Source organism: Alteromonas macleodii (genome assembly GCF_903772925.1).
Lineage (GTDB): Bacteria > Pseudomonadota > Gammaproteobacteria > Enterobacterales > Alteromonadaceae > Alteromonas > Alteromonas macleodii_A.
The window spans coordinates 2,524,960-2,538,354 of sequence record NZ_LR812090.1 but is presented as its reverse complement, the minus strand read 5'-3'; the positions used below and the strand labels follow the sequence as shown (position 1 = coordinate 2,538,354).

At 44.4% G+C, this 13,395-nt stretch carries 10 protein-coding genes; 5 read left to right on the top strand and 5 right to left on the bottom strand.

Annotation, left to right across the window (positions count from 1 at the left end; all coding sequences use genetic code 11):
- Window positions 1–54 precede the first annotated feature (54 nt).
- Window positions 55–2,352 (bottom strand): TonB-dependent receptor, encoded by a 2,298-nt coding sequence (locus PCAR9_RS11000; protein ID WP_179983632.1) that lies wholly within the window; start codon window positions 2,350–2,352, stop codon window positions 55–57.
- Window positions 2,353–2,616: 264 nt separating this feature from the next.
- Window positions 2,617–3,606, bottom strand: a complete 990-nt coding sequence (locus tag PCAR9_RS10995; protein WP_179983631.1) for a GlxA family transcriptional regulator — start codon at window positions 3,604–3,606, stop codon at window positions 2,617–2,619.
- 142 nt (window positions 3,607–3,748) lie between these two features.
- On the opposite strand from PCAR9_RS10995, the gene PCAR9_RS10990 reads away from it, so the two are divergent.
- The 4 genes from PCAR9_RS10990 (at window position 3,749) to PCAR9_RS10975 (ending at window position 7,794) form a co-directional block, all read left to right on the top strand.
- Entirely contained in the window at window positions 3,749–5,551 is a 1,803-nt protein-coding gene (locus PCAR9_RS10990) for an acyl-CoA dehydrogenase (RefSeq protein WP_179983630.1), read from the top strand.
- Window positions 5,552–5,630: 79 nt separating this feature from the next.
- Window positions 5,631–6,398 (top strand): SDR family NAD(P)-dependent oxidoreductase, encoded by a 768-nt coding sequence (locus PCAR9_RS10985; protein WP_179983629.1) that lies wholly within the window; start codon window positions 5,631–5,633, stop codon window positions 6,396–6,398.
- 150 nt (window positions 6,399–6,548) lie between these two features.
- Window positions 6,549–7,310: an SDR family oxidoreductase gene (locus PCAR9_RS10980; protein WP_118494390.1), complete on the top strand. Its 762-nt coding sequence runs from the start codon at window positions 6,549–6,551 to the stop codon at window positions 7,308–7,310.
- Between the two features lie 25 nt (window positions 7,311–7,335).
- Window positions 7,336–7,794 carry a YaiI/YqxD family protein gene (locus tag PCAR9_RS10975; RefSeq protein WP_179983628.1) on the top strand — a complete coding sequence of 153 codons (459 nt, stop codon included), beginning with the start codon at window positions 7,336–7,338 and terminating at the stop codon, window positions 7,792–7,794.
- Window positions 7,795–7,836: 42 nt separating this feature from the next.
- Here PCAR9_RS10975 and PCAR9_RS10970 read toward each other — a convergent pair whose 3' ends face one another.
- The 3 genes from PCAR9_RS10970 to PCAR9_RS10960 form a co-directional block, all read right to left on the bottom strand.
- Window positions 7,837–10,002, bottom strand: coding sequence for a S46 family peptidase (locus PCAR9_RS10970; RefSeq protein ID WP_179983627.1), 2,166 nt, complete (start codon window positions 10,000–10,002; stop codon window positions 7,837–7,839).
- A 297-nt stretch (window positions 10,003–10,299) separates the two neighbouring features.
- On the bottom strand, window positions 10,300–11,490 hold the full coding sequence (locus tag PCAR9_RS10965; protein WP_039222153.1) for an amino acid aminotransferase: 1,191 nt from the start codon (window positions 11,488–11,490) through the stop codon (window positions 10,300–10,302).
- A gap of 147 nt (window positions 11,491–11,637) precedes the next feature.
- Window positions 11,638–12,420 carry an NRDE family protein gene (locus PCAR9_RS10960; protein ID WP_179983626.1) on the bottom strand — a complete coding sequence of 261 codons (783 nt, stop codon included), beginning with the start codon at window positions 12,418–12,420 and terminating at the stop codon, window positions 11,638–11,640.
- Between the two features lie 312 nt (window positions 12,421–12,732).
- Between PCAR9_RS10960 and PCAR9_RS10955 the strand changes: the two genes are divergently transcribed.
- A complete protein-coding gene (locus tag PCAR9_RS10955; protein ID WP_179983625.1) occupies window positions 12,733–13,368 on the top strand; it encodes a 1-acyl-sn-glycerol-3-phosphate acyltransferase in 636 nt (211 codons plus the stop codon).
- Window positions 13,369–13,395: the final 27 nt, after the last annotated feature.

Sequence of the window (13,395 nt, the reverse complement as noted above, 5' to 3'; positions counted from 1 at the left end):
CGCTTTTTGATAAATAATGTAGCTACTGTAAATAAAGTTGCTACTTATCTTTGCTTAATAGTAGGTGTACTTGAACTCAACACCCCAAACGCGAGGCTCATTTACGATACCCGTGAGGTTGTTGAAGTCGATTGCACCTTTAACGTTATCTTCGTCAGTAATGTTGCGACCAAATAGCGCTACAGTGTAATTGTGCGCGAAGTTTTCGTAACCAATACGTAGGCCGCCTTCAAAGTTATCGTCAGTAGTGAACTCAACTGCTTCGTATAGGAAGATGTTTGTTTCACCTTGGAACGCCCAATCAGTAAATACGAAGAACTCGCCATCATCACCCATAGGAATGGTGTAGCGTGCTGTGAAGTTAAAGATAGACTCTGGCGCCTGTGGGAATGGGTTACCATCGATAGAAGCCACGAAGCCGTCTGGACGAGGGTCAGTAACTGTACAGTTACCTGTAGAACCAAAGTTAGGGTTGGTACCACACGGAGAAACAGTCAATGAATCATCTTTAATTTCAGTGTGGTTGTAGCTGTAACCTGCTGTAAACGTAAGCTCATCAGTAGCAAGCCACTGTGCGTCTACTTCAAAACCGTAGGCTTCACCTTTGTCTGCGTTTACAAGCGCAGTAAAGTTGTTGCCACCACCAATTGCCGAGAACTGCATGTCATCTACCGTGTAGTAGAACGCGGCAGCGTTTAGCCGTAGTGAATCGTCGAACAAGTCAGACTTGATACCAAGTTCAAAAGAGTTGATGGTTTCAGCGTCTGCTACGGAAGGTGAGCCTTCAAATGCAACGTCACGGCCTTGAATTGTTTGAGCACGGAAGCCGTTAGCATAGCGAGCAAAAACAGACATATCATCAGTAACGCGATAGTTTGCACTTAATTCAAAGCTAGTTTGACCATCGTCTACATCAATATCGTCATAGTCTTGAATCTCGCATTCCATAATCCCATCGTTGTTGAAATCTAGTGTTAAACAATCACCATTTGTATTTTGTTCTCCCACAATTAGGCTTTTTGAGTCGTGAGTGTAACGAATACCTGCGGTGACGTTTAGCTTTTCGTTTACTTGATAAGACGTCTGACCGAAAACTGCCCACGTTTGGTTTTCATGGAAAACTGTGGTTGCACCAAACAGGCCATCGATACTGGTAACATTAAACGATGCATCGTAGTAGAAAGCACCTAGCTGCCAGTTCAGGGCATCAGTAGTGTTGCTAGCAAATCTAAACTCTTGCGTGTATTGCTCTAAATCGTCCAAGTTATCTTGCGTTACCGCAGAGAAAGGAATAAACCCTGGACCTGAAGTGCCATCTGCGCGGTTAAAGCCACCATCAACATCACCTAGGCTTGAGCCGTCAGCAGTCTCAATTGCTGAGATTGACGTGAATGTAACCTCATCCATGTCGTACTCTAGTTTAAGTGACGCACCAAAACCGTCGTATTCTTGTGGGTTGTTATCAATACCGTCGCCTTGTAGATCGCCATCGTAGTATACGGTTTCACGATCGTAATTCGCGTTAAGTTCATTGCTGCCTTTGTCGAAGACGTTAGCACGGAAAATAGAGGCTGTACCTTCAAGTTCACGACCGTGTACGTTTAGTAAGGCAGAGAAGTCAGCTGATGGCTCCCAAAGAAGCTGAAGACGATAGGCTTTTTCGTCGTAGCCACCGATTGCATCGTTTTCGCCGGTGAAGGCGTTATCAATGTAGTCATCACGTTCTTGTGATAGCAATGATAAACGCGCAGAAAGGTCGTCAGTTAGGCCGCCGCTGATGGCGCCTTCAAAATTCATAGTACCGTATGAACCGAAACCAGCTTTCGCGTAACCTTCTACATCTTGAGTTGGTTTTACTGTATCAAATTTGATGATACCAGCGGTGGTGTTACGACCAAATAGTGTGCCTTGTGGACCGCGAAGTACCTCAACTTGTTGAACGTCGAAAAGCGGGAAACTTTTCAGTACCACGTTTTCCATTACCACTTCATCCATGATAATAGAAACAGGCTGTGATGCAGCTAGGTCGAAATCGGTATTACCCAAACCGCGAATGTAGAAGCGTGGTGCAACACGACCGTTTGAAGACTCAGCGTAAAGGCCTGGAACGCGAACCGCTAAAGCAAGAATATCTTCACCGCCTGAGAATAGGCTTTCGAATTTCTCACCGCTTAATGTTGCAACAGAAATAGGGACTTCCTGAATAGACTGGGTACGCTTTTGTGCAGTAACGGTAATTTGTTCAAGTGAGGCTTCTTTTTTTTCTGTCGATGCGGCCTCTTGAGCAAGAACTGAAGAGCTGAACGCAGCACTAACAGCTAACGCTAGTGTGGCGATTTTATGTGTTCTCATGTTTCCACCAAGATGATTTTAAAATTATACTTTTGTAGTGTTTTTAGCACAAAAATAATCGATTCATGCTTGGCGCTGTATTTTACACAAACTTTGACACAAAAACTTCAAATTTGTGCAACAGAACGCGCATTCTCATCATAAATGCACAATATTAGTTAGATTGCATGTGCTCGAAACGCCTTAATGCACAGGCATGAAACATATTGGAAGCAAATAAAGATACTCAATGGTGCGCTTTATATAGCCATGTTCGGTAAGTGATCAACTTCGTTTAAATTTCGCGCGATACTGAGAAGGCGACAATCCTGTCGTTTTTTTAAAAAGGCGAGTGAAAGAACTGAGGTCTTCGTATCCTACCGCACTTATCAAACTCTCAAGCGGCATGCTGGACGTTTCGAGGAGTTTCCTTGCGTGTTCAATGCGCAATGACTGCAAATATTGGCCAGGCGTGGTGTCACAAGCATTTTTAAAACGTCTAATAAGCGTGCGCTCAGTCATATTGTGTTGATGTGCTAATTCACTTAGCTTGCATTTGCGCTGTAAGTTTCTTTCCAAAAAGGACTGAACCGCTTTAATATCTTGGTCGGTGTGAAAGCGCCGTTGGCGGCTGCTTGCATACACAGTCTGACTCGTTCTTGACACATCTAACACATGAGACTTTGCGGTATCGCTGGCAATTTGGTGACCACAGTAGCGCTCTATCAAAAGTATGGATAGATCAATCCATGCCATACCGCCGCCCGCGCAATAGACAGTATCGTCCTCTGTCACCATTTTTTCTGGCTGCAGATTTACACTTGGAAACATGGTTTCGAATTTATCAGCATAACCCCAGTGAGTCGTTGCGGTTTTATTGTTAAGTAAACCTGTCAGCGCTAATAAAAAGTTACCCGTGCAATTAGCTGCTATATCCGCTCCCATTTTTTGAAGGCGCTTTATATGAACCAGTAGCGGTTGTGTATCATTCAGTACCTCATCAATATCGCCACCGATAGTTGGAATCAGCAAAACATCAGTGTGAGATACATCTTCAATAGCAATATTGGGCTGTAGCACAACTTGATTAGAGCACAGAATAGATTGCCCGTGATGACTCGCCAGTTGCACTTTAAATTGTGGTGCAGTGGGAAGATTGTGAATTCGCTGCCAACTAATACCAGCAAAAGCAAATACATCAAGTGCGCCTGTAATGGCAGACGCCAAGGCTTGATCGAACCCAAGTACAGTAACAGTGAATTTAGTGCTATTCATAAAAATAATTAAATTTATAAAAGAAAATAAAACACAGTGATTGTTGGCGGTATTAGCCATTATTGTGTCATAAATGACAATAATGGCACGATAACGAATATGACACAATGCGTTAACAAATATTCGTAGAGGACAGGACAACATGGCCGATCAACTTATTCCCCGCCGTGAAATGCAATTTCAGCTGTACGAGGTATTGAACACAGCAGTACTGTGCGAAAAGCCACGCTTTGAAGAACACAATGTTGAAACCTTTAACGCCGTTATAGATATGGCAGAAAAAATGGCAGAAGAGTTGTTTCTTCCTCATAACGCAGTAGCTGACAAAAACGAGCCTACGTTTGATGGCACTAAAGTGTCGATGATCGACGAAGTGAAAGTCGCTTTCGATACGTACAGGGAATCAGGCTTTATTGCGGGTCACTTCGATTTTGAAGATGGTGGTATGCAGCTACCCGTCACCGTAATGAATGCCTGTGCTGGATATTTTTTAGCGGCAAACCCGTCGTCTACTGCTTATCCCTTTTTAACAGCGGCTGCCGCCAATGTAATCAAACACTTTGCCTCAGACGATATCAAAGACGCATTTTTATCAAAAATGCTGGCAGGCGATTTTACCGGAACGATGGCGCTTACCGAGCCTCATGCGGGTTCGGCTCTAGCTGATATACGCACTTCTGCGAAGCCTCAGGACGATGGTACGTACCGCATTAAAGGTAGCAAAATTTATATATCAGGTGGTGAGCATGAGCTTTCCGATAACATTGTTCATCTGGTATTAGCAAAAATTCCTGGCGGTCCTGCAGGTGTTAAAGGCATTTCATTATTTGCCGTACCTAAATACCGACTAGATGCAGACGGCAACCCAGATGTACGCAACGATGTAACTCTTGCCGGCCTTATTCATAAAATGGGTTATCGAGGCACCACTTCAACGGCGCTAACGTTTGGAGAAAATGGCGATTGTCATGGCTACCTTATAGGTCAACCTCACCAAGGTTTGCGCTATATGTTCATGATGATGAACGAAGCACGTATCGGTGTAGGTTACGGTGCGGCAATGATAGGGTATCGCGGCTATCGATATTCATTGGAGTACGCAAAAGACCGTACACAAGGGCGCGCCGCACCAAACTTAGCACCTGAAGACGATCCAACGCCAATTATTAATCACGGCGACGTTCGCCGTATGCTGCTAGCGCAGAAAGCGTATTGTGAAGGCGGTATGTCCCTTTGCTTATACGGCAGCATGCTCATTGATGAAATGGAAACCGAAGCAGACAGTGAAAAACGTACCGAGCTTTCTCAACTTCTTGATCTCTTAACCCCTGTATTCAAGGCGTGGCCGTCAGAGTTTGGCCCTAAAGCTAACGACTTGGCTATTCAGATTCTAGGCGGCGCTGGCTACACCCGCGAATACCCAGTTGAACAGTGCTGGCGCGATAACCGCCTAAACCCAATTCATGAGGGGACTAACGGCATTCAGGCGTTAGACCTGCTAGGAAGAAAGCTGTGGCAGCACGACGGAAAAGGCCTTCAAGTGCTACTTTCTCGTGTCACGCGCGATATGAAGCGTGCAGAAACGCCTAGGGCGCAGGCGTTGGCGGCAAAACTTAAACCTTATTTGGACCAGCTTGGCGCACTTATACAACAAGCGGCAGCAGACCTACGCTCTGATAAACAGTCTGTGTTGCTAACCAACGCATGCTGCTTCTTAAATATATTTTCAAGCTGTGTAGTGAGTTGGATTTGGCTGCGCCAAGCTAACGTTGCCGAGCAAGCGTTAAGTAATGGTGCAGGCGATCAGGATGTTGACTTCTACGAAGGAAAACTGGCGGCAGCAGAATATTTCCTAAATTGGGAATTGCCGCTAGTCAGTCGCGATATAGAAGTACTGACCTCACGAGAAGCATCTTGCAACAATGTAAAGGCAAGCTATTTCTAACTTTTTGATATTCCCATTTGCGCATTAGGACACTGCAAAGAAAAGTACAGCGCACAAAAATTAAACTGGAGTACGGCTAATGAATGTAGCTGCAAATGTTGAAGGCAAACATATTCTTATCACTGGCGGTGGGTCAGGTATCGGTGCTGCATCGGCTCGCGTGTTAGCACAGCGTGGCGCAATAGTAGGAATTGCCGATTTAAATGAAGACAACGCGAATGCATTGGCTCAAGAAATCATTGCTGCTGGCGGCAAAGCCTATGCAGTGACTGTGGATGTTACCGAGCCTGCTCAGGTCAAAGCTATGTTTGAAACAGCGTTTTCTCATCTTGAAAAGATAGATGTGATCATCAATAACGCGGGCATCGATCATTTTCCTGCGCCACTTACCGAAGTCGACGACGCTATGTTTATGAAAAACATTCAAGTCAACTTAGCTGGCGTTTGGTACTGCATGAAAAACGCGCTGAAGCACATGACCACGACTGGTGGCGGTCACATAATCAATATAGCTTCCGTAGCAGGGTTACGTTCAGCGCCAATGATAAGTGCCTATAGTGCGTCAAAGCACGGGGTAATAGGGCTAACTAAATCGGCGGCGGTGGAATACGCGCGAGCGAACATTCGTATTAACGCGGTATGTCCGAGTTTTGTTGATACGCCTATGGTTCAAGGTGTGTTATCTAAACTAGATGAACGCGGTCAAAAAGGGTTAATTGCTGCCAACCCAATGAAACGCTTGGGTAAGCCTGAAGAAATTGCAAATGCTATTGCATGGCTGTGTAGTGATGAATCGTCATTTATGACGGGGCAGTCTGTGGTACTTGATGGCGGTATGTTGGCATAAGCGCCAAGTGTGATGAAGATAAAACGATAAGCTTTTAGGGGAGCGTATTTTAGAGCCTTTAAAAGACTTATTACACGACAAATGCAGCTATCGTAGATAGGACACTGAAATACGTAGTTTGCGTAAAAACGGCAAGAGAAGGAATGTTTAATGAACAACCTATTTGATTTAACAGGAAAAGTGGCGCTGGTTACAGGTGCTAGTCGTGGTATCGGCGAATCTATTGCTCGGTTACTCGCGCAATATGGCGCCCACGTTATTGTATCAAGCCGCAAAATTGACGGCTGTGAAGCCGTAGCCTCTTCAATTCGCGATGCGGGGGGGAAGGCGACAGCGCTGGCGTGTCATGTGGGTGAAATGGAACAAATCACAGAAGCATTTAACGTCATTAAGCGCGATTTCGGCAAGCTGGACATTCTTGTAAACAACGCGGCAGCCAATCCCTACTTTGGACACATTTTAGATACTGACTTAGGCGCTTATAACAAAACTGTAGATGTAAACATTCGTGGCTACTTCTTCATGTCGATTGAAGCTGGCAAAATGATGAAAGAGCAGGGCGGTGGCGTCATACTCAATACCGCTTCTGTAAATGGCGTAACGCCAGGTGATATGCAGGGTATCTACTCTATTACTAAAGCGGCCGTTATCAGCATGACTAAGTCGTTCGCAAAAGAGTGCGGTAGCTTAAACATTCGCGTAAATGCATTACTGCCAGGTTTGACCGACACTAAATTTGCGTCAGCGTTAACAACCAACGAGCAAATCTTAAAACACGCGCTGAAAGTTATTCCGCTGGGCCGCGTAGCAGATCCAGATGAAATGGCGGGGACAGTATTGTACTTAGTATCCGACGCTTCAAGCTACACCACAGGCACGACAGTAGTAGTAGATGGTGGTATGCTAGCGTAATTAGTTTCAATTACGAGATACGACCATGCATATATGGGTTGACGCCGACGCGTGCCCTGCAGTGATCAAAGACATTCTTTTTAAGGCAGCTAGACGTACAAAGCTGCCTTTGTCTTTGGTGGCTAACCATTTTATGTCTGTCCCACCAGACAAACACATAACTTTAACGCAAGTACCTTCAGGCTTTGATGCTGCTGACGACTATATAGTAGATAAGTGCGAAGCCGGTGACTTAGTCATTACCAATGACATTCCATTGGCCGCTGATGTACTGGCAAAAAATGCCCTTGCATTAAACAACCGTGGTGAGGAATACGACAAGTCGTCTATCAAGCAAATTTTAGGCATGCGAGATTTCATGGACACCATGCGTTCAAGCGGCGAACACACAGGCGGCCCAAAGGCCTTCTCCCAGCGCGACAAACAAAACTTTGCCAATGCGCTAGACCGCCTCTTAACCCAAGGCCTCCGCAACCTCAAATAAATTATGGGGTCAGAGTTAAGGCTCTGACCCCATAATTTGGCTTTATTTAACGATTGTCATCTCTTCGATGAGGTTTGTTGCACCGTCAACGTACTCCATTACCCATAGCATGTAGCGCGAGTCTACGTGAATGGTGCGGGTTGTTTTCGGGTCGAAATCCCAATCTGAATTAACGCTTTCAAATGTACCATCAAATAACAAACCGATCAGTTCTGCTTTTGCGTTAAGCGTTGCTGAGCCTGAGTTACCGCCTGTTGAGTCTAAATCGGTAAGGAAATTAACCGGCACGCTATTGATGTCTTCAAGTTTGTACGGACCGTATTGCTTGTCTTTAATAAGCTCAAGCTGCTTTTTCGGTGAATCAAACGGTGTTTCGCCGGTATCTTTTTCCGTAATGCCTTCAAGACGGGTAAAGGGTTCGTATATAAGGCCATCTTTTGGAGAGCCGCCCATCACATTACCGTAAGTCACACGAAGCGTGCTGTTGGCATCTGGGTAAGCAAGGCTGCCTAAAGATTTTTGCCACTCGATAATCGCACTCATATATTTAGGGCGAAGTGCAGCAGCTTTACCGCTAAGCGTTTTGCTCTTATCTTCAATCGCCATTTCGGTATCAAATAGCGCAACGGCAAGTTTAATGAATGGGTCGCTGCTGTTTTCGAAATCAGCACGGCTCGCTGTTAACCACTTCAAGCGCTCTTCAGTATTGTTAAGTGACGTGTTGTCATAAAATGCTTTTAACTTTTTATGAAGTGTTTTGCTGTCAGTATTACCATCAATGCCTACTGCTTTATCGAAAGCCGCAACTCGGTTCTCTTCAGGCTGTTCTAGGTACATGCTAATCATCTTTTGCCACACTGCTTGATCAACAACCGCATCAAAGCGGCGTTCTATACGTTCTGCGCTTTCTTTAAGGCGAATTTGATCGCGCTCTTGATACCCACGTTCGCGCTCTGCATCTGGCTTTTCTCTTTCAATTGCATTGCGATAAAGGGTTTGAGCAGAAGATAAAAGCTGTGCGCGACTTAGGTTGTTGTACCAGAAGTTTTGCTTGTTCATCTGCATTTGTTCAGCGCTAACCGCATCAAGAGCGGCCAATGATTGCTTCAGTTCACTCTTACCATTTTTATCTAGCCATGCTGCTAGTTGCTCTTCACGCTCGGCGCGGCGAGGAACAAGTCCGACACGCTTAGCACCAGAAAGCTGGCCTAAAGTATTTTTGTGAAAGTTATTCAGACCTGCAAGCGTTGCTTCATATTTAATGCGGGCATCGCTTCCTTCTTCAGACGAGCTTTCAATGGTCTTGATCCATTCGTCTACCAGTTCAAGGTAAGTAGGGTACAGCCAATCAAACATGTACGAAACTTGCGACAACCGGGCATAGCGGTTTGTAGAACCAGGGTAGCCCGCTGCCATAACAAAATCACCATCTTCAAGACCCGCAGCCGATACTTTCAGGAAATGATCAGGTTTATACGGCACGTTGTCTTCACTGTAATCAGCTGGTTTACCGTCTTTGCCAACATAAGCACGATAGAAAGAAAAATCACCGGTGTGACGAGGCCACATCCAGTTATCTACGTCACCGCCGTATTTCCCGATAGAGTCAGCAGGTGCATAGGCAATACGCACGTCACGGATTTCCATCTGCTTAATAAGCTTGTATTCAAGGCCTTGGAAAAATGAAGGTACAGAGCAGCGGAAGCCTGCTTCAGATTCACATTCTGCAATGAGAGCTTTGCGATTAGCTTCGATAAGATCGTAGCGCTCACGTCCTTGAACATCATCATCGATACCGCCAATAACTTTGTCGGTTACGTCAGAAAAATCCACAGTAACAAACATGCGAGTACCCGGTGCGGCGGGCAGTTCGTCACCAATTTCTTTTGCTAGAAAACCGTCTTTTAAGTAGTTATTTTCTGGGGTACTGTTGTATTGTACTGAACCGCGTGCGCAGTGGTGATTGGTTACTGCCAAGCCTTTGTCAGACACAAACGATGCTGAACACCCACCAAGAGAAACAATAGCGCCCATTGGAAACGCGGTTAAGTCGTTAATACTACTTGCAGGAATTTCCAAACCGGTTTCTTTTAAATCGCCAGCAATTGAAGGGAGCTGTTCTGGCGTGAACATGCCTTCCTTAGCATCTACCTGCATAGCACTGCCTAGCAATGCGGCAGAAATACAAAATACACTTACTTTAGACATCAGTGATCCTTGTTCTTGTCGTTAATCTCATTGTTATACGTCAGTATTAATAAATACAAAGTTAACGTCTACGTCAACATTGTTATAGTGTAACGATAATATTCTATGCGCCCTATGAAAAAGTGTATAAAGCACGACGTAAATTTGTTAGGAAGTGTGACTAACTGCAATTGAAAGCATGTATGAATACGCTTGTCGCACGAAAAGAAAAGGTGAAAGGAAAGACGAATAACTTGAAAACAAAAAAGGCAGAGTATCAACTCTGCCTTTTGAAATTTTAAAACCGCTAATTTTCGCTTAAAGCACTGACACCAATGCTTTTGCTAGCGTTTCTACGTTTTCTTGGTTGATGCCCGCAATGTTTACGCGGCTAGAATCAACAAAGTAGACACTGTGCTTTTCACGTACTTCGCGCACTTGCTCAGGTGTAATACACAAGAAAGAGAACATACCTTTTTGGTCGTTCACGAAGCTAAAGTCTTTTGGTGAACCATTATCGTGAAGGTTTTGGACAAGCATGGCACGTAGAGACTTCATACGGTCGCGCATTTCGTTCACTTCAGATACCCACTCGTTATTAAGTGCTTCGTCAGCAAGAATGATGTCTACTAGTGCACCACCGTAGCTTGGCGGCATAGAGTAGATGCCACGTGCGATTGACTGAATTTGACCCTGCGCAATTTTACGGGTTGCTGAATCTTCAGTGATGATAGCTGCAAGGCCAACACGCTCACGATAAAGGCCGAAGTTTTTAGAGCAAGATGCCGCTACAATTACTTCTGGAAGATTTTCAACCAACAAACGCATGCCGTACGCATCTTCGTCTAAACCTTCACCGAAACCAAGGTAAGCCACATCGATGAAAGGCAAGAATTCACGCTCTTTCGCTACTTCTAGTACTTCATCCCATTGTGCATTAGTAAGGTCAGCACCTGTTGGGTTGTGACAGCACCCGTGAAGAAGAACGATGTCGCCTTTTTCAGTTTTGCGAAGGGTTTCCATCATAGCGTCGAAACGAATGCTCGCTGATGCTTTATCGAAGTACGGGTAGGTTTCAATTTTAAGGCCCGCAGAGCCGATAAGTGGAATATGGTTAGCCCATGTTGGGTCACTTACCCATACTTTGCCATTTTCATTACAACGCACTAGCAATTCTGAAAGAATACGCAGCGCGCCACAACCACCCGGAGCTTGAACCGCTGCAACGCGGTCAGCAAGAAGTACTGGGCTATTCTTACCTAAAAGCAAAGACAACATACCGTCAATAAAACCTTGGTTGCCCTGAGGCGTAATGTAGGTTTTGCTGGTTTCTTTGTCTAAAAGCACTTTTTGCGCTTTAGCGACACTTGAAAGAATAGGGGTATTACCTTGCTCATCTTTATAAACGCCAACACCTAAATCGATTTTATTTGGGTTGGTGTCTTCACGAAAAGCAGCTGACAGGCCAAGAATTGGATCTGGGGCGAGATGGGGTAATACTTCAAACACGATATGTCCTCACGTTACGTTGGTGTGCAATAATTAGCAGGCAGGCATTATGCCACCGATGGTAGAAAAAACGACCCCTAAAGGTTGAAAATATTTCAATTAACTTGCTTTATAAAGCGTAAACGAAAGTTTCATTTCAAAAATACCTTAAATTGAAAAAGAAAAGGCACGAGTTTCCACTGTTTTTCCTTTGTCTGAGAACCGACGTTCTTTCCAAGTGAGCATATTGTTTTTATCCACCAATAACAAAGTCGATGTACGCGTGCCGTATTTTTCTGTTTGAATGAAAATGGAAGATAACGCCTTTTCCCACTCATAACCTATACCCGTGTCGGGTAGCAGGGCATCCTCTGCTTTGTTTTCGTGGCGCAAAATATTAAATAAATCTTCAGCATTGATTGTGCTTTGCTGCTGCACATAGTCATTTAAAGCAGTAACCCCTTGAGTGACTTTTGGCCATGGAGTAGCAATATCAGCATTTGACAGCCCATACACACCGGTATCAATTGAGTGGGTCGAATTGTTTACGTTGTTGTAAACGCGAAGTGCAGTTACATCGCCAAATAGTAAGTTATATCCGTTGTACTGGTGACGAGTTTCTTCAAGGGTAGCTAAATATGCTGACTGTTCGGCATAATCTTTTTGGGCCGGGTTTTGTTTTAGCCAATTAGCAACTAATTCGCCGCGGGATACAGCATTTTTATTGATGTTGTGTGGGTCTCTCACATTGGTAAGTGCTGCAATTTTTCCGTTACGCGTAACACCCATCCAAGTTCCATTAGCTTCTAAATCCTGCCCAGCAAGCAAGTGCGGGTGGCTTTCCCAAAATGTTGATGGTGCAGTTGGTCTTGCGTAAAACTCATCTCGATTTGCCGCAATTATAAGAGGGTAGTCATCTCGCATTTTGTTTGCGATAAATAAAATACACATTGCGTACTAGTGTCCTTTTCTTAACTTGTTCACCACACATCGCTCAATTGCTTGTGTTAACAATTGCGTTACATTTCCATTTTGATTACTCTTCGTCAATGTACGCGCAGTATGATGTGTTACGTGCAGTATAGTGTGTTACGTAATAAAGGAATATGCGGGTACAAAACAGAAAAAGAAAGCACTAAGGCCTATGAAGTATTTAAAGCAAACTGCCAATAGTGCCATGCCGATGTAGCTCACCGGAATATAAAGCCCTAAAGCAAGCCTTAAATAAAACCCAATATAGGACAAAAGCAGAGCATAATAATAATGACAAAACCCTCGCACCCTAATAACCATTCTCAACCAGCCAGTAAAGTCATCGTAGGGAGCAGTATACCTCGTAAGTGGCCAAATTGGCTGTCGTCGTTTGCCGCATGGGTACTCACAAAAAGAGGCTGGCAAGTAGAAGGCGAACTGATTAATCAGAAAAAAGCCATACTAGCGGTAGCACCGCATACATCAAACTGGGACTTTTTCATTGGCTTGTTCGTGGTTTTTTCATTCAAGCTGAATATTAACTTTTTTGGCAAACACACCATCTTCAAGCCACCACTAGGTGCCATTGTAAGGAAGTTAGGGGGCATTCCCATTGAAAGAAGCAAAGCCCACGGCGTGGTCACCTCCATTGCAAATAAAATTAAAGACGCTGATCAGCTTATTCTTGCATTAGCGCCTGAAGGTACACGTAGCCCCATTTATCCATGGAAAACAGGGTTTATGCACATCGCACAGCAAGCCGAAATTCCTATTCAAGTCATAGGGCTGGACTACGCTAGAAAAAGAATTGTATTGGGGCCAATTATTCAGAAAGTGACTAATATAGATGAACAAATGCAAACTATTTATACGTTTTATGATAATGTTTGCGCAAAATATCCTAAAAACTGCATTATAAAGCCATAACCATTTTTGTAAGTGGTTTGTACGCAT

Coding starts and splice junctions, on each gene's coding strand:
- PCAR9_RS10985 (WP_179983629.1), top strand. CDS start 5,631: ATGAATGTAGCTGCAAATGTTGAAGGCAAACATATTCTTATCACTGGC.
- PCAR9_RS10990 (WP_179983630.1), top strand. CDS start 3,749: ATGGCCGATCAACTTATTCCCCGCCGTGAAATGCAATTTCAGCTGTAC.
- PCAR9_RS11000 (WP_179983632.1), bottom strand. CDS start 2,352: ATGAGAACACATAAAATCGCCACACTAGCGTTAGCTGTTAGTGCTGCG.
- PCAR9_RS10975 (WP_179983628.1), top strand. CDS start 7,336: ATGCATATATGGGTTGACGCCGACGCGTGCCCTGCAGTGATCAAAGAC.
- PCAR9_RS10960 (WP_179983626.1), bottom strand. CDS start 12,420: ATGTGTATTTTATTTATCGCAAACAAAATGCGAGATGACTACCCTCTT.
- PCAR9_RS10955 (WP_179983625.1), top strand. CDS start 12,733: ATGACAAAACCCTCGCACCCTAATAACCATTCTCAACCAGCCAGTAAA.
- PCAR9_RS10970 (WP_179983627.1), bottom strand. CDS start 10,002: ATGTCTAAAGTAAGTGTATTTTGTATTTCTGCCGCATTGCTAGGCAGT.
- PCAR9_RS10980 (WP_118494390.1), top strand. CDS start 6,549: ATGAACAACCTATTTGATTTAACAGGAAAAGTGGCGCTGGTTACAGGT.
- PCAR9_RS10995 (WP_179983631.1), bottom strand. CDS start 3,606: ATGAATAGCACTAAATTCACTGTTACTGTACTTGGGTTCGATCAAGCC.